Raw genomic sequence first — 19,462 nt, forward strand, 5'->3', positions numbered from 1 at the left:
GGCTGGGGGTGGGGCTGGGGGTGTTGCTCATGGCAGGTGTGATCCTTAATGGTCGACGCCGTCCCGAACCGGGACGTAGAGTACCCCTAGGGGTATTTTTCGAGGAGTGGTCGTGGAACTGGAGCTCGAGGGTGCGGACCTGAAGGCCGTACTGAACCGCCTGCGCCGCGCGCAGGGTCAGATCTCCGGCGTGATCCGGATGATCGAGGAGGGCCGGGACTGCGAGGATGTCGTCACCCAGCTCGCCGCCGCCTCCCGCGCGCTCGACCGGGCCGGTTTCGCGATCATCGCGACCGGCTTGCAGCAGTGCATCGCGGACGTCGAGTCCGGCCGCCGGAACGGCGAGGACACCGAGCAGATGCGCGCCCGACTGGAGAAGCTGTTCCTGTCCCTGGCGTAGGGCTCGCCCGGGCCTGCGGGTTCCGGTGCATCACACCACCGAGTCGATCAGCATGAAGGCACCCACGGCCAGCAGCATCAGAGCGAAGATCCGCTGAAGCGTGCGTCCGGAGACCTTCCCGGCCAGCCGCTTGCCGTCCCATGCACCGAGGATGGCCGCCCCGACGAACGGGCCGACGACCGACCAGTCCAGACCGTCGACCGTTCCGGCGCGCGCCGCCAGCGCGGCCAGGGAGTTGACGGTGATGACCAGCAGGCTGGTACCCACCGCGTTCCGCATCCGCATGCCGAGGACGTTCACCAGGGCCGGTACGGCGAGGAAGCCGCCGCCGACACCCAGGACGCCGGTGACCGCGCCGAGTCCGGCACCGGCCCCCGCCGCCCGCACCGGCCGCACCGTCACGGCGCCCTCCGCACCCGGCCGGAACCGCAGCATGCGCAGGGCGGCCGCTCCCGCGACCACGGCGAAGGCCGCCGTCAGCACCGCCGCCGGAACACGGGCGGCGAGCGCGCCGCCCAGCATCGCGGGGCCGATTCCGGCCGCCGCGAACAGCAGCCCCGTACGCCACCGCACGTGTCCGTCGCGGGCATGCGCGGCCAGCGCGGTGGCCGAGGTGAGCGCGACGATGACCAGACTCGCGGTCGTCGCCCCGACCGGAGTGAAGTCGAGCAGGTAGATCAGGGCGGGGACGGCCAGCACACTGCCGCCGCCCCCGAGCGCGCCGAGCGCCAGGCCGATCACGGCCCCGGCGGCCAGGGCGAGTATGAGAGCGCTCACGCGACGGTGCCGTTCCCGCCGCGCGTGTCCACCACCGGCAGCCCCGCTCCCGCCCAGTCACTCATGCCGCCGATCACGTCCACGACCTCCGCTCCCCGGGCGGCCAGCAGCTCGGCGGCCCGCAGGGAGCGGTTGCCGGAACGGCAGATCACGACCAGGGGCCGTGCCTGGGCCTGCGCGGGCAGCCCGGCCCCGGAGGCCAGCGCCGACAGCGGCAGGTGTACGGCTCGGGGGGCGTGTCCGGCCTGCCATTCGTGGGTTTCGCGGACATCCAGCAGCACGGCATCGCCGCCGCTCTCGGCGTTCCCTCGGCCGGTGAGCGCGGCCGCCTCCTGGACGGTCACGCGGCCCGGGCCGCTCCGGCCTCGTCGGAAGATGCTCATCACGGTTTCCCGCTCCTGTTTCGCATGTCGGTACGGAAGGTCGGCCGGGCCTCTGGCGGCACCCGGCACCGTCAGGGGTTCCGGACGGTGAGTCCGGCCTTCTCGGCCGCCTCGAAGGAGTCGTCCACCGCGATGACGTCGCGGCCGGCGGCGTCGAGCAGGGAAGCGGCGATGGCGGCGCGCATGCCGCCCGCGCAGTGCACCCACACCTCGCCGTCGGGGATCTCGCTCAGGCGACGGTGCAGGGTGTGGACCGGGATGTGGACCGAGCCCTCGACGTACCCGCCCGCCCGCTCCGAGCCCCGCCGGACATCGAGGACGACGACGCCCTCCGCCCGCCGCCGACCCGCGAGGTCGGCGAACGTACTGCGGCGGAAGGAGACCGGCGCCTCGCCCTCGGGCACCCAGTCGGCCGGCTCACCGGTCGCCGCGGCGGCCGGACGGTCGATACCCACCCGGACCAACTCGCGCTGGGCGGCGCGGAGTTGCTCGGGCGACTCGGCGAGCAACGTGACCGGCTTGCCCCACGGAATCAGCCAGCCCAGATAGGTCGCGAGCTGCCCCTCGGCCTCGAAGTTGAACGAGCCGGACACGTGCCCGGCGGCGAACGCGACACGATTGCGCAGGTCCACCACCCACTCCCCCGCCGCCAGCCGGGCGGCGATCTCCTCGGCGTCGGCCACCGCGGGCGGGGTGAGGTCGATCGGAGCGGGTCCGGCGGCATTGGCCGGGCCCATGTGCGTGTAGTACGCGGGGATGTCGTCCAGGCCGGCCAGCAGGTCGGCGACGAAGGCGTCCACGTCCCGCGTGAGGGCCTCGTTGGAGGCCTTCTCCTTGCCGATGGTCGTGGCACTGCCCTCCGCCTGGGAGGACGAGCAGAAGCTGCCGAATCCGTGCGTCGGGAGCACCGCCGTCTCCTCGGGGAGCTCGGCGGCCAGCCGGTGTGCGGAGGCGTGCTGCGCCCGGGCGAGGTGCTCCGTCAGCCGCGGCTCGACAAGGTCCGGGCGGCCGACGGTGCCGATCAGGAGCGAGCCGCCGGTGAACACCGCGACCGCCGTGCCGTTCTCCTCCAGCACATAGGAGGTGTGGTGCGGAGTGTGGCCCGGTGTGGCCAGCGCTCGCAGGGCCAGGCCGGCGTGGGGGTCGATCTCCGTGCGGTCGCCGTCGTGCACCGGCACCCGCGCGAAGGAGACGCGGGCCCCGGCGGGAAGGAGGTAGGCGGCTCCGACGGTGCGGGCCAGCTCCAGGCCGCCGGTGACGTAGTCGTTGTGGACGTGCGTCTCGACGACATGCGAGATCCGCACCCCGCGCCGCACGGCCGCCGCGATCACCCGGTCGATGTCGCGCGGCGGGTCGACCGCCACCGCGGTCCGCTCACCGCCCGCGAGATAGCTGCGGTTGCCGAGCCCCGACACCTCGATCGTGTCGATGAAGAACACGAGGTACTCCCTTCAGTCAAGAATTACCCCGGGGGGTATGTCTCCGACGGTAGCATGAGTACCCCGGGGGGTATTCTCAAGGGCGAGGGAAGCCCCAGGGGAAGCACCTCACGAGACCTCGCACACGGCCGGACACCCGTCCCGCGCCACGCGAGCCGACGAGAAAGGCCCGTGCCATGCGCTACGCACACACAGTCCACGTCGATGCCGACTTCGCCACCACCGTCGCCCGCACCCGCGCCGCCCTCGCGGAGCAGGGGTTCGGCATCCTCACCGAGATCGACGTGACGGCCACCCTGAAGGCCAAACTCGACCAGGACATGGAGGACTACGTCATCCTGGGCGCCTGCAACCCGCCCCTGGCACACCGTGCCCTGGAGACCGACCGCACCATCGGCCTGCTGCTGCCCTGCAACGTCGTCGTCCGCCGCGACGGAGACCGCACCGCCGTGCAGGCCCTCGACCCGAACACGATGGTCACGCTCACCGAACTCGACCCACTGCGCCCGGTCGCCGAGGAGGCCACGCGCCGCCTCGACGCCGCCCTCGCCTCACTGACCACACCCGACCCCGCCGCCTGACACCGCAGGCCCGCCCCACCGAGGGGCCCACGCCCGAGTACGTGAGACGTGCGGTCGCCACGCGGGCCAGGCCACCGCCGCCATGACCGAACACGCCGGACTGCACCCCGAGCCAGTCCTCCTCGGCGCCGCCCACCTGGTCCCGGCCCTGGGCCTGTCGACCTGTGCCGTCCGCGAAACCCATGACCACGCCGGCCGCCAACATCTGATCCCGGACGGCATGCTGCTGCAGGAACCGAAGATGGGGTCACCCCGGTGGGATGACCCCGAACCGCGCGACGACCCGACTAGCCGAGCACTGCGCCGAGGGTCGTCGTCCGGGCGGTGTCGGTGACCGACCCCGCCGTGTCCAGCACGGCGCCCGGAAGGGTCTTCGCCTCCTCGACGGGCGCGACCGGCTCGGGAGCGCCGTCGGTGGTGTCGGTGCCGGCCTGAGCCATCCGCTTGTCGAACTGCGGCGGCGGGACCACCGGGTCGCTCTGCGGAGCCTCGGGAACCTTGTGCAGCGGATCCGCGTCGGGCGACGGCGAGGTGGCCGGCGAGCCCGCCGTGCCGGGACTGCCGTCCCGCGCCCCGCCCCGCTCCTCAGCACCGCCCGAGGCACCGCTCGCGGGTTCCAGCACCCACCGCTGCCCGGCCGATCCGTCCCGCTCGGCGACGACCACGGACTTCCCGGGGCCGGGCGCGACGAGCAGGCCCTCGCCCCGGCGCAGCAGCAGTTCGCCGCGGACCGTGAGGTCGTAGCGGACCTCACCGGCGTGCACCACGCAGTCGGCCAGGACGACCGAGCCCTCGTCGGCGTCGGCGTCGAGGCAGAGGGTGGGATCGACGGCGCTGCGCAGCAGACCGTCGCCCTGGTACGACCACACCTGGGATCCGGCCGCCGAGCACGCCGTCAGCACGGTCCCGGCGCCGCCCTCGGTCCTGCCTCCGCGCACGTCGAGGCAGAGTCCGGCGACGAGGTTGCGGAGGCGGCCGTGTCCCACCTCGACGGGGTTGCCCACGGAGGCGGCGGACGGGGACCCGCCGGACGACGCGTCGCCCACGGCGCCCGGGGAGACGGAGTTGCCGCTGGGTGCGCCCCAGGTGGCGCGGGGCGCGGGGACACCGCCCTCGTCCGACCAGCCCTTGGCGACGAGCACCGTCGCGAGCAGGGCGAGCGAGGTCAGGCCGGCGCCCACGAGCACCGCCTTCGTGTGCCTGCGGGGCGCGGCGAGGAGGCCGGCCGATGCGGGGCGGTGCCGGCCGCCGGGCCTCGGCCGTAGGGCGAGACGCGCGGCCGGCGCGGCCCGGGCGTCCCCTCGGCCGGGCCGGGAGTCGAGGTAGCGGCGGGCACCCCAGCCCAGGACGGTCTCGGAGAGCAGCTCTTCCAGTCCACCCTCGAAATGGCTGAGCTGCTCGGCCGCGTGCCGGCAGTACCGGCACGCCATCAGATGCTGTTGGACATCGGGCAGCAGGCCGCCTCCCCGGCGAATGGGGACGTCGAGGAGACGGTTGTAGAAGCGGCATTCCCTGGTCGGTGCGAGTTCCCGGTGGGCCCGTACACAGCCCGCCCGGAATTGCTCCCGCGCCTGCTCCAGACCGGCCGAGGCCCGGGCCGGGTCCACCCCCAGCAGTCCGGCCGGTACGGATATGGGCTCGGCTTCGACCTCGGTGTGCCACAGGAGGCATTGCGAGGCTCCCGGAAGAGCCTGGAATGCGCGCTCGGCGAGCTGTCGCCTTTCGGGGGTGACCGACCTCGCGGCGCGCAGTCCGCGACCGCCGGTCGGTTTGCGGACTTCCGGCAGTGCGGCGGAAATGCCGTCGTCCGCGGCCCACTCCTTGACGGTCTCCCGAACCGCCCGCAGGAGTTGCGGTCGTACGGCACCGCCACCCGCCCTTCCCAGCACCCGATGGAACGCTGCGGCGGCCGCCATCGACGCCGAACCCTCCGTGGAGACCAGGCAGATGACCGCGTAGTCGTAGGTCGCCCGCCAGTGCCGGGCCATCAGCAGCGCGACGGCGTGGGCGTCCGCGCCGGCCGCGTCGAGCCGGGCCATGAGATCCCGGTCGGATTCCCCGGCGCTGGATCCGGGCCGGGGCGGGTACGGGGGCCGTGGGGGGTATGGGGATTGCACTGGACCATTTCCTTCCAAGCCGCAGGACGGCAGGCCAAATGCGCGTCCGTAGGAAAGCAGGTGCCTGATTGGTGCATACCTATGCCACGTCAGGTACGAGTGGGTTTTGAGTTGGTCGATCAAGGGGCCGCTCACTTTCGCACAAGCGCCTCATACGAAACAAGAAGTTCGAGTGACCCACGTTCAAAAAGCGGCGAGTTCAGAAAAGTTACCGACGGTATCCGCACCCGCATTCGAAAATTGCCGGAAGGCGCCCGTCAAGTTGTGTGCGTGGAAGGCCGGTTGGCACACGGAATCTCCAAGTTCCCGCCCCGCCCCCACAGCGGGCTGAGAGGTTTCTCTCGGGGTTCTCTCATCCCCGTACGCCAGCATGAGCCGCATGATCGTCCCCCACACGACAGCCACCCCCGCCCCTGCCCGCCCCGTCCGCAAGGCGGTCGTCCCGGCGGCCGGCCTCGGCACACGGTTCCTGCCCGCGACCAAGGCGACACCGAAGGAGATGCTGCCGGTCGTCGACAAGCCGGCCATCCAGTACGTCGTCGAGGAGGCCGCCGCGGCCGGTCTCGACGACGTCCTGATGGTCACCGGTCGCCACAAGAGGGCCATCGAGGACCACTTCGACAACGCCTTCGAGCTGGAGCAGGCACTCGCCGCCAAGGGCGACGCGGTACGCCTGGACGCCGTGCGCGACCCGGCCCGCCTGGCCAGCATCCACCACATCCGCCAGGGCGAGCCCCTCGGCCTCGGCCACGCGGTGCTCTGCGCCCGCCGCCACGTCGGCGACCAGCCGTTCGCCGTCCTGCTCGGCGACGACCTCATCGACCCGCGCGAGACCCTCCTCAGCCGGATGCTCGACGTCCGTGACCAGTACGCCGGGAGCGTGGTCGCCCTCATGGAGGTGCCCCGCGAACAGATCCACCTCTACGGCTGCGCGGCCGTCGAGCCGACCGGCGAGAGGGACGTGGTCCGCGTCACCGGCCTGGTCGAGAAGCCGTCACCGCAGGACGCCCCCAGCGCCTACGCGGTCATCGGCCGCTACGTCCTCGACCCCGCCGTCTTCGACACCCTGGAGCGCACCCCGCCCGGGCGCGGCGGCGAGATTCAGTTGACCGACGCCCTCCAGGACCTCGCCTCGGGCGGCACCGTGCACGGGGTCGTCTTCGACGGACTGCGCTACGACACCGGCGACAAGGCCGACTATCTGCGCACGGTGGTCCGACTGGCCTGCGACCGGCCCGACCTCGGGCCCGAGTTCACGGCCTGGCTCAAGGAGTTCGTCGCGGGCCTGGAGGGCGCGGAAGCGACCGAACGCGAGCGGTTCGCGGCCTGATCGCGGGCCGAGGGCGGAGGGCGCCGACCGGGTCGTACGCGAAGGGTTCCGGTCGTTGCCTCGGACCGTGCGCCCTGGTCGGCGCCCCTCCTGCGCGCCGAAGCTCAGCCGTTGGGCCGGAGCGTCCAGACCACGGTCATCTCCGTCGTCACCGCTCCGTCCTCGCGCTGAATGGCGACGGTCACCGGGAACTCCGGGCGCTTGCCCTCGTCGAGTTCGGCGACGACGTCGGCGGCGGGGCGGCCGAGCGTCGCGGTGGCCGTGACCGGACCCAGGGCGATCTTCTTGAACGCGATCTCGGCGGTGACCGGAAGCGGCACGGCGCGCGAGAGCTGGTCCCCGAAGGCGGCAAGGACGATCGCACCGCTGGCCGACTCCCCCAGCGTGAACATCGCGCCGGCGTGCGGCCCGCCGACGTGGTTGCGGTACTCGCTCTGGTCCGGAAGGACCAGGACGGCCTTCTCCGGAGTGGTCTCCAGGTACTCCAGGTTCAGCGTGCGAACCATCGGCACCGTGGCGGCGAGCAACTCGCCGATGGACATCTGATCTGCGCTCATGCCGACATGTTACCCACGAGTAGCCCCGTGGGGCCAGAGCCGTGGTGTGATCGCCGTATCCTTACGGCCCATGTGGCCAGGAGAGCAGCCGCCGGGGGGCGGGCAGAACCCGCAGCAGAACCCGGCTGAGGGAAACCCGTACCAGCAGCCCGGATACCGGCAGCCGAATCCGTACGCCCGGCAGCAGCCACCGTGGGACGCGCCCCCCGCGCCCCCTGGGCCGCCGGACGGCGGGCGTCGTACGAAGGTGGTCGCGATCAGCGTGGCGGCGGCCGTGGTCGTGGCCTCCGCCGTGACCGGGGCGGTACTGCTCGGCGGCGGCACGGACGAGGAGGCCGGCCCCGGCCCGACCACGTCCTCGGCCTCGTCCTCCGCATCGGAGAACCCCCGCGGCACCGACGCCATGAAGCCCACCGTGGCCGGCTGGAAGGTCGTGGTGAACCCCGACCTGGGCGTCGCCTTCGACGTACCGTCCGACTGGGCGCTGCAGTCGACGAGTTGGGTCTCGTGGGTCTCGGAGAACGACGACCCGGCGGACAAACCCCTCGTCGCCATGAAGGCCCCCGCGGTCTTCAAGGAGAAGTGGTGCGGGTCGGACGACGACAAGGACGGCGCGACGGACTACACGCCGCTGGCCAGCGTGGGCAGCAGGGGCAACAACGGGGCCAAGAGCACCGAAGAGATCGCCCGTGCCGACTCCTCGACCTGGGTCTACGGCGGGTACACCCAGCCGGACCGGAAGAAGGTCACGACCGGTCCGGTCACCTCCTTCACCACCGCCTCCGGTCTCACCGGCAGTGTCGCCACCTCCCAGTCCTCAGGGGTCGCCAAGAAGGGCAAGTGCGACACCGAAGGCAAGGCGACGACCTTCGCCTTCAAGGACTCCGACGGCGACTTCGCGTCCTGGTCACTCTTCGGCGTCGCGGGTGTCGGTGACGAGGTTCCGGACGCCACGGTGAAGAAGATCATGGAGACCGTACGGCTCTACACGTCCGACGAAGAGCGCTGATTTGCTACGTCCCTGACAAGGGGCAGTGACCGAATCGTGTCCCTGGCAGGGCTAGGGTGGCTGCCCATGTGGCCAGGACAGCAGCCGCCCGGGGGCGAGCAGAACCCGCAGCAGCAGAACAACCCGTACCAGCAGCCGGGGTACCAGCAGCCGAATCCGTACCAGCAGCCCGGATTCCAGCAGCCCAACCCCTATGCGCAGCAACCGCAGTGGGACACTCCGGCGCCGGCGGGCCCGCCCGGGCCGCCGCCCGGTGGTGGCGGCAACCGGACGAAGGTCGTCGCGATCGTGGCGGCGCTGGCCGTGGTCGTGGCCGCCGGTGTGACCGGATTCCTGGTCCTGAGTGGCGACGACAAGGACGACGTGGCGGACGGCAAGGACGTGAAGCCGTCCGCGACCGCCTCCGAGCCGAGCGCCTCCGCCTCCGCCTCCGCCTCCGAGGACAACCCTCGCGGCGGTGACGCCGAGCAGGCGACCATCAAGGGCTGGAAGATCGTCGTCAACCCGAAGTGGGGCACGGCCTTCGACGTGCCGGCGGACTGGGAGGTGCAGTCCCCGACCTCGGCCGTCGCCTTCGAGGAGGACAACTCGGACGATCTGAAGCCGATCATCACGATGTCGGCGCCGGCGATCCTCAAGTCCAACTGGTGCGAGTCCGACGACGACAAGGACGGCCAGACCGACACCATGTCCCTGGCCGCGACGGGCACCAAGGGCGCCAACGGTGCCAAGGACACCGACGAGATCGCGATCAACACCCCGGCCTGGTGGGTCTACGGCGGCTACACCCAGCCGGACAAGAAGAGCATCACGCTCGACAAGAAGGCCACGCCCTACACCACCACGTCCGGGATCAAGGGCAGTTACGCCTGGGCGTCGTCGAAGGACACGCCCGCGACCGGCAAGTGCGTGACCGACGGCAAGGCCATCACCTTCGGCTTCAAGAACTCGACCGGTGACTTCGTGTCGTGGAACTTCTACGGGGCCAAGGGCGTCAAGGAAGAGGTTTCCAAGGAGACCATCATGAAGATCCTCAGCACGGTACGGCTGCACGGGGATCCGACGGGCTGAGAACTGCCTGTTCGTCCCGGCCCCGACCGGCGCCGGGACGAACAGGCCGGCCGGAACCGCTCGTTGGCAAGCCCTGACCCCGGCGGCGACGGTCGCCCGCCGACTCCCCCGCCGCGTTCGCGGTGCTCGACGCGGGCGGCGACAGCGGTGACGTGGGTCTGGTGGCCGCCTCCCGGACGCTGCCCCTGGTCGTGTTCTTGCTTCAATGACCCCAATTCGACCGGAAGCCGGGGCTGTTTCCTTGCCCAGACCTGTTGCGAGGCAGTGCACGAAGCGCGCCAACCCTCGTTCCTCAGCTGTGAACTCTGGGAACTCGACGGACCGTTGAAGCGTCGGTGTCTGAGTGACGACGCCTTCACTCAGCCCAGAACCACCAGTGTGGCCACACTGCGGGCACGGGGCTCAGCCTGTGACGGATCCCGTGGGCTGTCTCGGAATCCACGTGCCTGGCCACGCGGCGTGCCTGGCTCACCTGGGCGAGGACGATCGCGCTGCTTACCTGGCGGCTTTGTCCCCCGGCGCCGACATCGACCACCGCGGCACTCCCTTCACCGGGCCGCTCTTCTACTCACTTCTTCGCGCCCTTCATGACCCCGCCACCGGACAACCCCACTTCGGCGCCGCCTGGTTCGACAGGGCGCACTTCTCCGGTGACGCCTGGTTCGCTCAGGCACAGTTCTCTGGCGTTGCGGGGTTCACGCACGCGCACTTCTCCGGCGACGCGGGGTTCGACCACGCGCAGTTCTTGGATGCCGCGCGGTTCGAGGGAGCGCAGTTCTCCGGCATCGTGGGATTCACCCACGCGCAGTTCTCCGGCGACGCCCGATTCGACAGAGCGCAGTTCTGCGGCGATGCCCCGTTCTCACAGGCACTGTTCTCCAGCACCGCGGGGTTCGGTGGGGCTCAGTTCTTGGGCGACGCCCGATTCGACGGGGGGCAGTTCTCCGGTGATGCGTGGTTCACGCAAGCACAGTTTGCAGGTGCTTGGTTCGACAAGACGCAGTTCTCTGGTGAGACCTGGTTCATGCGGGCGCAGTTCTCTCGAACCGTGCGGTTCGTCAACGCCGAGTTCTCTGGCAACACTTGGTTCGATGGCGCTCAATTCGCCGGCATCACCCGGTTCACCGGGGCGAGGTTTGACGTGATGTCATGGTTCGGGCCCGTGGTGTGTGCGAAGGAAGTCGACCTCTCCGGTGTGCTGTTCAAGGTGCCGGTGACGCTGGAAATCGCGGCACGCGAGGTGCGTTGCCTGAGGACTCAATGGGAATCGACGGCGACACTGTTACTCCGGCATGCCAGAGCCGACCTCAGCCACACGGTCCTCTCCTTTCCCGTAGCGGTCGCTGCCCACCCCGCTCCATTTGTCAGTGGTGGCCGGGCTGTGGACGAGAGCCTGCTGGCAGACTGCGACAACAGGGTGCGGGTGGTCTCGGTGAGCGGCGCGGACGCTGCAAATCTGGTCCTGACCGACATCGACTTGAGCGATTGCATGTTCTCCGGGGCTTTCCACCTGGACCAGATCCGCCTGGAAGGACGCTGCATCTTCGCCCCCACGCCCACCGGCCTCCATCGCCGCCACGGAATATGGCGCGTCTGGTGGACGCGGCGGCGGACCCTGGCCGAAGAACACCACTGGCGCGCGCAGACCGCCGGCCAGCCCGCCTCGCACCATGGCGGGGGCGCGTCCTCCCGTCACTGGCGCACCGGGCCGCATCATCCCGACCCCGGCTTCACCCCCGACCCTGATGATGTGGCTGCGCTGTACCGCCAAATGCGCAAGGCCTTCGAGGACGGCAAGAACGAGCCCGGCGCGGCCGATTTCTACTACGGCGAGATGGAGATGCGCCGCCACAACCGCACTGGTACGCCGTTTGGGGAGCGCGCCCTGCTCACTGCGTACTGGCTGCTGTCCGGCTACGGAATGCGTGCCTCGCGAGCCCTCGGCTGGCTTGCCCTCGCGATGATGACCACCATCCTGCTGATGATGGGCTTCGGTCTGCCGAACGAGTCCCCCAAGCAGGAAGCGACCGGCATCGTCCCACCCGGTGGCGGCAAGATAACGCTCCAGATCGACAAGGACGACCCGAAGAATCCGACGGGGAACCGGTTCACCGGTGAGCGGTTCGAGAAGGCGCTGAACGTCACCCTCAACTCGGTCGTGTTCCGTTCCAGCGGCCATGACCTCACTACCGCAGGCACGTACGTCGAGATGGCGTCACGCTTCTCGGAGCCGGTGCTGCTCGGTCTCGGGGCGCTCGCCATCCGGGGCCGGGTGAAGCGGTGACGTGGCCGCCGCTGCCGGAAGGGAGGCGGAGGCGGCGTTCGGGCGGACGGAAACGCTGTGGGGTGCGCGGCACTGGTCGTCGTGGTCACGGCTGCCGTGCTGTGCGTGCCGGACGTACGGAATCTGCGCGTACCGGCAAGCGGGCATCGTGCAGGGCGCGCCGGAGGCCGGCAACGGGTCAGCCGATGCCGAACGCCCCGTCGGGGGGCACGGGTGACGGTACGGCGTCCGCGTCCCGCACCGGCTGCGCTCCGCCGATGAACTCCCGCAGGGCGGGCCCGTGTTCGACCCGGGCCGGGAAGGCGTCGGAGGCGGTGAGCCGGGCCAGGACGGCCGTGTCGATCGGGTGGTGCGCGGCGACGAGCACCGCGTTGCCGAAGCGGCGCCCGCGCAGCACGGCCGGCTCGGCGATCAGCACCAGCTCCTTGAACACCGTGGCGAAGGTGGCGAGTTGGGAACGCAGGAAGGCAAAGGGCGCGCCGTCGGCGAGGTTGGCCAGGTAGACGCCCTCGCCGCGCAGCACCCGCGCGGCCTCCTGGGCGTAGGCGACGGACGTCAGGTGCGCGGGCACCCTGGAGCCGCCGAAGACGTCGGCGACGAGGACGTCGGCGGATTCCGCAGGGGCTGATTCCAGCCAGGCGCGGGCATCGGCAGCGTGCAGCGCGATCCCCGCGTCCTCGTCCGGCGGAAGGTGCTCGACCACGAACTCCAGCAGAGCCCGGTCGGCCTCGACGACGTCCTGCCGCGAGCCCGGCCGGGTCACCGCCAGGTACCGGGGCAGGGTGAGAGCACCCCCGCCGAGGTGCAGGACGTCCAGCGGACGCCCTGCCTCCGAGGCGGTGTCCAGAACATGCCCGAGTCGGCGCGCGTACTCGAACTCCAGATACTCCGGCTCGTCCAGATCGACGTACGACTGGGGCGCCCCGTCGACGGTCAGCAGCCACGCCCGCTCCCGGTCCACGTCGGGCATCAGCTTGGCGACCCCGTGATCGACGGTCCGGGTGACGGGTATGGGCTCGTTCACCCCCTCATTGTGCCTGTGTGAAGCACCCCAAGGGGCGCGGGGCTGTGACCCCATGCGGCTCCGCCACGCGGGCGCGACCAGCCACAACGGCCCCACAGCCCCCCGGCCACGGCAACACTCCTCACACGACGGCTGTCACGGTCCCGGCGCCGACGGTCCGACCGCCCTCACGGATGGCGAACCCGAGCCCCGGCTCGAGCGGCACCTCCCGCCCCAGCTCGACGGCCATGGCAACCGTCTCACCGGGCCGCGCGACCGCCATCTCCCCGAGATCCACGGACCCGACCACATCCGCGGTACGGATGTAGAACTGCGGCCGATACCCGGTCACGACCGGCGTCGTACGACCGCCCTCCCGCGCCGAAAGGACGTACACCTGCGCCGTGAAACGCCTCCCTGGCACCACGCTCCCCGGCGCCGCGACCACCTGCCCCCGCCGCACCGCCTCCCGCGCAACACCCCGCAGCAGCAACGCCACGTTGTCCCCGGCCTGCGCCTCATCCATCGGCTTGCCGAAGGTCTCCACCCCCGTGACCACCGTCTCGACAAGAGCCCCGAGCACTTCGACCCGGTCCCCGACCCGCACAGTGCCCCGCTCGACGGCGCCCGTGACGACCGTCCCGCGGCCGGTGATCGTGAGCACGTTCTCCACGGGCATCAGGAACGGCGCGTCCAGATACCGCTCGGGCATCGGCACATACGTGTCCACCGCGTCGAGCAGCGCCTCGATCGAGGCCGTCCATCGCGGGTCCCCCTCAAGAGCCTTCAGCCCCGAGACCCGTACGACCGGCACCGAGTCGCCGCCGTAGCCGTGCGCGGTGAGCAGGTCGCGCACCTCCAGCTCGACCAGGTCGATGAGTTCCTCGTCGCCCGCGTCGGCCTTGTTCAGGGCGACGACGACGTGATTGACGCCCACCTGCCGGGCGAGCAGCACGTGCTCGGCGGTCTGCGGCATGATCCCGTCCAGCGCGGAGACGACGAGGATGGCCCCGTCCAGCTGCGCGGCGCCGGTGACCATGTTCTTGACGTAGTCGGCGTGGCCGGGCATGTCCACGTGCGCGTAGTGCCGGGTGTCGGTCTCGTACTCGACGTGCGCGATGTTGATGGTGATACCCCGCGCCGCCTCCTCCGGCGCCCGGTCGATGCGGTCGAACGGCACGAACGTGCCGGAACCGCGCTCGGCGAGCACCTTGGTGATGGCGGCCGTCAGGGTGGTCTTGCCGTGGTCGACGTGACCCATGGTGCCGATGTTGAGATGCGGTTTGGTGCGGACGTATGCCGTCTTGGACATGGCGATACCTCGAAGCCTCTTCGTAGGCAGATCTCTTCGCAGGAGATGGGGACCCCGAGGACTCGCCGACCCTCCCCCTGCGGGGTCCGCCGGACGATCCGGAGAGGGTCAGCTTCGGGCGCCGTCGGCAGCGGCCGGGAAGAAGAAGGGAACGGCAGCCTTCGGCGCATCCGCGACTGCGGATGCTGCGAGGAGGAAGGCGTACCGGAACATGACGCAGATCATTGCCGACGCGTTGTCCCACGTCGAATGGTTTTTCGCGGCGCCGGACCGCACAACGGACAGGATCCATACGCCGATCACACATGTCCGTCGGTTACCGTCACTGGATGCTCGATGCCACCACCCGCTCTGGGGGCACCGCCACGGCCACTCCCCGGGCCGCCGCCACGGAGCTCGCCGTCGCCGTCCCCGCTCCGGAGCTCGCCGTACCCGCTCCGGTGGGCCTCGCCGCGCGCTGCACGAGAGTGTTGCTCTCTCCCTGGTCGCGCCTGTCCCTGCTCATCGCCCTGCTCGCGGGCGCCGCCTCGGCCGTACTGCTCTTCGAACCGCAGAGACTGATGGCGGACGGGTGGCCGCCGCAGCTCGGCGGAGCCGCGGCGGCGCTGGTGTTCGCGGTGGCCTACGGGCTGTGCACGGTCGCCTTCGTACCGCGCCCGCTGCTGAACCTCGGGGCGGGCGCGCTCTTCGGCTCCCAACTCGGCGTCGGTTCGGCGATCGTGGGCACGGTGCTCGGCGCCGGACTCGCCTTCGGCCTCGGCCGGATCCTCGGGCAGGATGCGCTGCGCCCGCTGCTGCGCGGCCGGTGGCTGAAGGCCGCGGACGGTCAGCTCAGCCGGCACGGCTTCCGTTCGATGCTGGCGGCGAGGCTGTTCCCCGGGGTGCCGTTCTGGGCCGCGAACTACTGCGCGGCCGTCTCCCGCATGGGCTACGTCCCGTTCCTCGTGGCGACGGCCCTCGGCTCGATCCCGAACACCGCCGCGTACGTCGTCGCGGGCGCCCGAGCCTCCGCGCCGACCTCGCCGGCCTTTCTGATCGCGATGGCGGCCATCGCGCTGCCGGCGCTGGTGGGCGCGGTGCTGGCCTGGCGCAAGCGCCACCACCTGCGCGGCCGACAGCCCTGACTCACACGCTTGCCGAGCGCCCTCACACGCTTTCGAGAATCATCGCGTTGGCGAGTCCGCCCGCTTCGCACATCGTCTGCAGGGCGTAGCGGGCGCCGCGCTCGCGCATCGCGTGCACGAGGGTGGTCGTCAGCCGGGTGCCGCTCGCGCCGAGCGGGTGCCCGAGAGCGATCGCGCCTCCGTGCACGTTGACCTTGGCGAGGTCGGCGCCCGTCTCCTGCTGCCAGGCCAGGACCACGCTGGAGAACGCCTCGTTGACCTCGAACAGGTCGATGTCGTCGAGGGACAGCTGCGCCCTGCGCAACACCTTCTCCGTCGCCGGTATGACGCCGGTGAGCATCAGGACGGGGTCGGAGCCGGTGACGGCGAAGCTGTGCAGCCGGGCGAGCGGGCGCAGGCCGAGGCGGGCCGCGGTCTCGCCGGACATGATGAGAACGGCGGACGCCCCGTCGTTGACCGGGCTGGCGTTGCCCGCGGTGACGTTCCACTCGATCTGCGGGAAGCGCTCGGCGAAGGCCGGGTCGTGGTAGGCGGGCTTCAGGCCGGCCAGGATCTCGGTGGTGCTGCCCGGCCGTACGCACTCGTCGCGTGAGACGCCCTCCAGGGGCGCGACCTCGGCGTCGAACAGGCCCGCTTCCCAGGCCGTGGCGGCCTTGTGGTGCGAGGAGACCGCGAAGGCGTCCATCTGCTCACGCGTGATCGACCACTTGGCGGCGATCAGTTCGGCGCTGATGCCCTGCGGGACGAGGCCCTCCTGGTAGCGCTCGGCGACTCCGGGGCCGAAGGGGTCCTTGCCGGCCGGCACGTTGGACCACATCGGGACCCGGCTCATCGACTCGACACCGCAGGCGACGACGATGTCGTACGCGCCGGAGATGACGCCCTGCGCGGCGAAGTGCACGGCCTGCTGGGAGGAGCCGCACTGGCGGTCGACGGTGGTCGCGGGGACGGTCTCCGGGAAGCCCGCCGACAGGACGGCGTAGCGGGTGGTGTTCATGGCCTGCTCGCCGACCTGGTCGACGGTGCCGCCGATGACGTCGTCGACCAGCGCCGGGTCGACGCCGGAGCGCTCGACGAGGGTGCGCAGGGTGTGGGCGAGGAGTTCGACGGGGTGCACGTGCGCGAGGGCGCCGTTCGGCTTGCCCTTGCCCACGGGAGTGCGTACGGCTTCGACGATGACTGCGTCGCGCATGGTGCGGCCTCCACGGTGACTGCCGGCGACTACCGGCGAGTAGGAAATCCGAACTCACCATAGCCCTGGGGGTTGGAAATTCAAACCCTCTTTCGGTCAGGCAGGGTTGGACGATCAAACCCTCCCCTAGACTGAGCAGCATGGCCGCCACCAAGGACCCGCGCCCCTGCTCCATCGCCGACACCCTCGCACTCGTCGGCGAGAAGTACTCCCTGCTGGTCCTGCGCGAGGCGTGCCTCGGCAACGGCCGCTTCGACCAGCTGGTGCGCAACATCGGCGCCCCCCGCGACATCCTCGCCACCCGGCTGCGCCGGCTCGTGGACGCCGGGATCCTCACGAAGAAGGCGTACAGCGAGCGGCCGCAGCGCTTCGAGTACCGGCCGACGCAGGCCGGACTCGAACTGGAGCCGGTCCTCATGACCCTGATGGCGTGGGGCGACCGCCATCTGCACAAGGACGACGACCGCCCGATGGCGGTCGAGCACTCCTGCGGCAACGACCTCGACCCGGTCGTCACCTGCCGGGCCTGCGGCGACACGGTCCGGCACGAGGACCTGAAGGCCCACCCCCAGGCCGCGGGCTGGACAGTGGCGGGGCCGACGGCCGCCTAGCCCCGCGCCACCGCTTCGAAACCCCTGTGCAGGGCCCGTCACTTCAGGACGCTACGCTGCCCCTCGACACACCTGATCACCGCACCCGGCGGCTCGGTGTGCCCGTCGCTCCTCACCACGATCAGCGCTTGGACTCCGTAACTTCATGTCTTGGTTTGAATCCCTCATCCTCGGACTCGTCCAGGGGCTGACCGAGTTCCTCCCCGTCTCCTCCAGCGCGCACCTGCGTCTGACGGCGGCCTTCTCGGGCTGGGAGGACCCGGGCGCGGCCTTCACGGCGATCACTCAGATCGGCACCGAAGCGGCCGTCCTGATCTACTTCCGCAAGGACATCGGGCGGATCATCTCGGCCTGGACGCGTTCGCTCGCGAACAAGGAGATGCGCAGCGACCACGACGCACAGATGGGCTGGCTGGTCATCGTCGGCTCGATCCCGATCGGTGTGCTCGGCGTGACACTCAAGGACCAGATCGAGGGGCCGTTCCGCGATCTGCGGATCACCGCGACGATGCTGATCGTCGTCGGCGTGATCATCGGCATCGCCGACCGGCTGGCCGCACGCGACGAGAGCGGCGGCCGGCACCGCGCGGCCAAGCAGCGCAAGACCCTCGAGGACCTGAGCGTCAAGGACGGCCTGATCTACGGCCTCTGCCAGGCCTGCGCCCTCATCCCGGGCGTCTCCCGCTCCGGCGCCACCATCAGCGGCGGCCTCTTCATGGGCTACCAGCGCGAGTCGGCGGCCCGCTACTCCTTCCTCCTGGCCATCCCCGCGGTACTCGCCTCCGGCCTGTTCGAACTCAAGGACGCGATGGAGAGCGACCATGTCTCCTGGGGGCCGACGATCTTCGCGACGGTGATCGCCTTCGCGGTCGGATATGCCGTCATCGCCTGGTTCATGAAGTTCATCTCGACCAAGAGCTTCATGCCGTTCGTGTACTACCGCATCGCCCTCGGTGTACTGGTGATTGTGCTGGTCAGTGTGGGTGCGTTGAGTCCTCACGCGGCCGAATCGACGGGGTGAGGCGGGCTCCAAGCGCGCGTTTGTGAGTGCCTAATTGCGTGCCTTGTTGCGTAGTTACTTGCAGGAACGCGTCGCCAATTGCAGCGAATTGCAGCCCGATTCTCCCACCGTTCTCCCAGGGGGAGGGTAGAGAATCGAACACCGCCCTCCGGACCGCCCACTTGGGAGGTGGGCCTGGCGATCCGGAGGGCGGTTTCATCGCCCGCGGCTGAGCGTCGCCGCGGGCCGTTCAAGGGCGGGCACCACCGAGTGGGTAGCTCGTGCCGGATGGCTGCCGGTCCCCGCGCCTCAGGCCCTGCCTTCGGGCTGGCTGGACTGCCTCCTCTCGATGTGGCTGGAACTCCCCGATGCCCTTGATCCCCGGCGGGAAGCACTCGGTCGATCCCGTTCACTCGAAGGTGTGAACACATGTTCTAGTCCAGCGCAGCACTTCCGGCTCTGCGGCACTGCTCCCGTCGCAGAGCTTGGGGTGGGCCACTCGACGGCCGCGGCCACCTGAATGCCGCGGGCGCCGAATCCTCTGTTCAGTTGCTGGCGACGCCAGCTGGGGACTGGGCTGGATATATCCAGTCTCTCAGCCGCCTCATAGCGTCGGACTCCACGTCATGATCGTCGGCAGGGGTTTCGATGCCAGAGGGCGCGCGCTACAGGCGCATCGCTGCTGACATCCAGCGCCGCATCGCCGCCGGCGAGTGGCAGCCGGGCCAAGACCTGCCTTCGCGTGCCGAGCTAGCTGCCGAACTCGGCGTACACCCTCAGACGGTTCGCCTCGCCTATGTCCACCTGCGCCGCACGGGCGTTTTGGAGGGCGAGGAGCGCCGGGCCGTGTATGTGGCGCATCCTCCTGCTATGCGTACTCTCACGGACGCGGACGCTGACTGGCCGTATTCCTCCGAGACCACCGACACCCGCCCGCGCCCCGCCACGGTGGAGCTTGCGGAGCGGCTTGGTGTCCACGTGGGTGCGATGTTGCGGCACGAGACGGTGGAGTGCCTGGACCCGGGCGGCAGGTCGGCGATGCTCGTGTCGTCGTGGTGGCGCGGTCAGCGCCGGCCGCACGCGTCCTATGTGGCGGAGCTCGGTTGTGTGGAGCTGACGGAGGAGCAGGCGCATGCGCTGGGGCTGCTGGTGGACATGCCGGCTTTCCGTGTGGTGCGCACTCGTTTCGACGTTCACCGCCGCCCCCTGGAGACTGCTGATCTGATCCTGCCGATGGATCGCTGGCTGATTCGACTTGCGCCCATGCGGTAG

The 19,462-nt window shown here is 70.5% G+C and carries 18 protein-coding genes and 2 pseudogenes; 12 read left to right on the plus strand and 8 right to left on the minus strand.

Annotated elements, in window-relative coordinates:
• The first annotated feature begins 112 nt into the window (after positions 1 to 112).
• Positions 113 to 400 (plus strand): metal-sensitive transcriptional regulator, encoded by a 288-nt coding sequence (locus tag ADK57_RS25440; protein WP_053751880.1) that lies wholly within the window; start codon positions 113 to 115, stop codon positions 398 to 400.
• Between the two features lie 30 nt (positions 401 to 430).
• On the opposite strand, the gene ADK57_RS25445 is transcribed toward ADK57_RS25440, so the two are convergent.
• From ADK57_RS25445 to ADK57_RS25455, 3 genes are all read right to left on the minus strand, one after another.
• The gene (locus tag ADK57_RS25445) at positions 431 to 1,177 is read right to left on the minus strand and encodes a sulfite exporter TauE/SafE family protein (RefSeq protein ID WP_053751881.1); all 747 of its coding nucleotides are present in this window, start codon (positions 1,175 to 1,177) and stop codon (positions 431 to 433) included.
• Entirely contained in the window at positions 1,174 to 1,560 is a 387-nt protein-coding gene (locus tag ADK57_RS25450; protein ID WP_199830684.1) for a rhodanese-like domain-containing protein, read from the minus strand. The genes ADK57_RS25445 and ADK57_RS25450 overlap by 4 nt, the downstream gene beginning before the upstream one ends.
• A 71-nt stretch (positions 1,561 to 1,631) precedes the next feature.
• Positions 1,632 to 2,999 (minus strand): MBL fold metallo-hydrolase, encoded by a 1,368-nt coding sequence (locus ADK57_RS25455; protein WP_053751883.1) that lies wholly within the window; start codon positions 2,997 to 2,999, stop codon positions 1,632 to 1,634.
• A 176-nt stretch (positions 3,000 to 3,175) separates the two neighbouring features.
• Here ADK57_RS25455 and ADK57_RS25460 point away from each other — a divergent pair, with 176 nt between their 5' ends.
• Positions 3,176 to 3,580, plus strand: coding sequence for a DUF302 domain-containing protein (locus ADK57_RS25460; RefSeq protein ID WP_053751884.1), 405 nt, complete (start codon positions 3,176 to 3,178; stop codon positions 3,578 to 3,580).
• 287 nt (positions 3,581 to 3,867) lie between these two features.
• Here the strand turns inward: ADK57_RS25460 and ADK57_RS25465 are convergent, their stop codons facing one another.
• Positions 3,868 to 5,619, minus strand: coding sequence for a ricin-type beta-trefoil lectin domain protein (locus ADK57_RS25465; RefSeq protein WP_053751885.1), 1,752 nt, complete (start codon positions 5,617 to 5,619; stop codon positions 3,868 to 3,870).
• Positions 5,620 to 6,076: 457 nt separating this feature from the next.
• Here ADK57_RS25465 and galU point away from each other — a divergent pair, with 457 nt between their 5' ends.
• Entirely contained in the window at positions 6,077 to 7,027 is a 951-nt protein-coding gene (galU, locus tag ADK57_RS25470; protein WP_053751886.1) for a UTP--glucose-1-phosphate uridylyltransferase GalU, read from the plus strand.
• A gap of 104 nt (positions 7,028 to 7,131) precedes the next feature.
• On the opposite strand, the gene ADK57_RS25475 is transcribed toward galU, so the two are convergent.
• Positions 7,132 to 7,569 carry a DUF4442 domain-containing protein gene (locus ADK57_RS25475; RefSeq protein WP_053751887.1) on the minus strand — a complete coding sequence of 146 codons (438 nt, stop codon included), beginning with the start codon at positions 7,567 to 7,569 and terminating at the stop codon, positions 7,132 to 7,134.
• 85 nt (positions 7,570 to 7,654) lie between these two features.
• On the opposite strand from ADK57_RS25475, the gene ADK57_RS25480 reads away from it, so the two are divergent.
• From ADK57_RS25480 to ADK57_RS51405, 5 genes and pseudogenes are all read left to right on the plus strand, one after another.
• The gene (locus tag ADK57_RS25480) at positions 7,655 to 8,593 is read left to right on the plus strand and encodes a hypothetical protein (RefSeq protein ID WP_053751888.1); all 939 of its coding nucleotides are present in this window, start codon (positions 7,655 to 7,657) and stop codon (positions 8,591 to 8,593) included.
• Positions 8,594 to 8,659: 66 nt separating this feature from the next.
• On the plus strand, positions 8,660 to 9,664 hold the full coding sequence (locus ADK57_RS25485; protein ID WP_053751889.1) for a hypothetical protein: 1,005 nt from the start codon (positions 8,660 to 8,662) through the stop codon (positions 9,662 to 9,664).
• A 73-nt stretch (positions 9,665 to 9,737) separates the two neighbouring features.
• Positions 9,738 to 9,867 (plus strand): annotated as a pseudogene (locus ADK57_RS52550) (MFS transporter); the annotation flags it as partial.
• A 206-nt stretch (positions 9,868 to 10,073) separates the two neighbouring features.
• Complete coding sequence (locus tag ADK57_RS25490; protein WP_234390417.1) at positions 10,074 to 11,948, plus strand: pentapeptide repeat-containing protein; 1,875 nt, start codon at positions 10,074 to 10,076, stop codon at positions 11,946 to 11,948.
• Position 11,949: 1 nt separating this feature from the next.
• Positions 11,950 to 12,165, plus strand: a pseudogene (locus ADK57_RS51405) (MFS transporter); the annotation flags it as partial.
• On the opposite strand, the gene ADK57_RS25495 reads toward ADK57_RS51405, so the two are convergent.
• Both ADK57_RS25495 and tuf read right to left on the minus strand, forming a co-directional pair.
• The gene (locus tag ADK57_RS25495; RefSeq protein ID WP_053751891.1) at positions 12,127 to 12,972 is read right to left on the minus strand and encodes a spermidine synthase; all 846 of its coding nucleotides are present in this window, start codon (positions 12,970 to 12,972) and stop codon (positions 12,127 to 12,129) included. The pseudogene ADK57_RS51405 and the gene ADK57_RS25495 overlap by 39 nt on opposite strands.
• Positions 12,973 to 13,093: 121 nt before the next feature.
• Complete coding sequence (gene tuf / locus ADK57_RS25500; protein ID WP_053751892.1) at positions 13,094 to 14,263, minus strand: elongation factor Tu; 1,170 nt, start codon at positions 14,261 to 14,263, stop codon at positions 13,094 to 13,096.
• Positions 14,264 to 14,592: 329 nt separating this feature from the next.
• Here tuf and ADK57_RS25510 point away from each other — a divergent pair, with 329 nt between their 5' ends.
• Entirely contained in the window at positions 14,593 to 15,387 is a 795-nt protein-coding gene (locus ADK57_RS25510) for a TVP38/TMEM64 family protein (RefSeq protein WP_053751988.1), read from the plus strand.
• A gap of 22 nt (positions 15,388 to 15,409) precedes the next feature.
• On the opposite strand, the gene ADK57_RS25515 is transcribed toward ADK57_RS25510, so the two are convergent.
• Positions 15,410 to 16,579, minus strand: a complete 1,170-nt coding sequence (locus tag ADK57_RS25515) for a thiolase family protein (RefSeq protein WP_053751894.1) — start codon at positions 16,577 to 16,579, stop codon at positions 15,410 to 15,412.
• Between the two features lie 140 nt (positions 16,580 to 16,719).
• On the opposite strand from ADK57_RS25515, the gene ADK57_RS25520 reads away from it, so the two are divergent.
• The 3 genes from ADK57_RS25520 to ADK57_RS47840 all read left to right on the plus strand — a co-directional run bounded on the left by ADK57_RS25520 (position 16,720) and on the right by ADK57_RS47840 (position 19,462).
• The gene (locus ADK57_RS25520; protein ID WP_053751895.1) at positions 16,720 to 17,190 is read left to right on the plus strand and encodes a winged helix-turn-helix transcriptional regulator; all 471 of its coding nucleotides are present in this window, start codon (positions 16,720 to 16,722) and stop codon (positions 17,188 to 17,190) included.
• Between the two features lie 145 nt (positions 17,191 to 17,335).
• A complete protein-coding gene (locus ADK57_RS25525; protein WP_053751896.1) occupies positions 17,336 to 18,211 on the plus strand; it encodes an undecaprenyl-diphosphate phosphatase in 876 nt (291 codons plus the stop codon).
• A 627-nt stretch (positions 18,212 to 18,838) separates the two neighbouring features.
• Positions 18,839 to 19,462: a GntR family transcriptional regulator gene (locus ADK57_RS47840; protein ID WP_078973331.1), complete on the plus strand. Its 624-nt coding sequence runs from the start codon at positions 18,839 to 18,841 to the stop codon at positions 19,460 to 19,462.

The sequence above is a fragment of the Streptomyces sp. MMG1533 genome, assembly GCF_001279775.1.
GTDB lineage: Bacteria > Actinomycetota > Actinomycetes > Streptomycetales > Streptomycetaceae > Streptomyces.

What these genes read in the sequence shown, in the direction of transcription:
- ADK57_RS25450 (WP_199830684.1), bottom strand. Translation starts at nt 1,560, where the DNA reads ATGAGCATCTTCCGACGAGGCCGGAGCGGCCCGGGCCGCGTGACCGTC.
- ADK57_RS25460 (WP_053751884.1), top strand. Translation starts at nt 3,176, where the DNA reads ATGCGCTACGCACACACAGTCCACGTCGATGCCGACTTCGCCACCACC.
- ADK57_RS25465 (WP_053751885.1), bottom strand. Translation starts at nt 5,619, where the DNA reads ATGGCCCGGCTCGACGCGGCCGGCGCGGACGCCCACGCCGTCGCGCTG.
- galU (WP_053751886.1), top strand. Translation starts at nt 6,077, where the DNA reads ATGATCGTCCCCCACACGACAGCCACCCCCGCCCCTGCCCGCCCCGTC.
- ADK57_RS25475 (WP_053751887.1), bottom strand. Translation starts at nt 7,569, where the DNA reads ATGTCCATCGGCGAGTTGCTCGCCGCCACGGTGCCGATGGTTCGCACG.
- ADK57_RS25480 (WP_053751888.1), top strand. Translation starts at nt 7,655, where the DNA reads ATGTGGCCAGGAGAGCAGCCGCCGGGGGGCGGGCAGAACCCGCAGCAG.
- ADK57_RS25485 (WP_053751889.1), top strand. Translation starts at nt 8,660, where the DNA reads ATGTGGCCAGGACAGCAGCCGCCCGGGGGCGAGCAGAACCCGCAGCAG.
- tuf (WP_053751892.1), bottom strand. Translation starts at nt 14,263, where the DNA reads ATGTCCAAGACGGCATACGTCCGCACCAAACCGCATCTCAACATCGGC.
- ADK57_RS25510 (WP_053751988.1), top strand. Translation starts at nt 14,593, where the DNA reads ATGCTCGATGCCACCACCCGCTCTGGGGGCACCGCCACGGCCACTCCC.
- ADK57_RS25515 (WP_053751894.1), bottom strand. Translation starts at nt 16,579, where the DNA reads ATGCGCGACGCAGTCATCGTCGAAGCCGTACGCACTCCCGTGGGCAAG.
- ADK57_RS25520 (WP_053751895.1), top strand. Translation starts at nt 16,720, where the DNA reads ATGGCCGCCACCAAGGACCCGCGCCCCTGCTCCATCGCCGACACCCTC.
- ADK57_RS25525 (WP_053751896.1), top strand. Translation starts at nt 17,336, where the DNA reads ATGTCTTGGTTTGAATCCCTCATCCTCGGACTCGTCCAGGGGCTGACC.
- ADK57_RS47840 (WP_078973331.1), top strand. Translation starts at nt 18,839, where the DNA reads ATGCCAGAGGGCGCGCGCTACAGGCGCATCGCTGCTGACATCCAGCGC.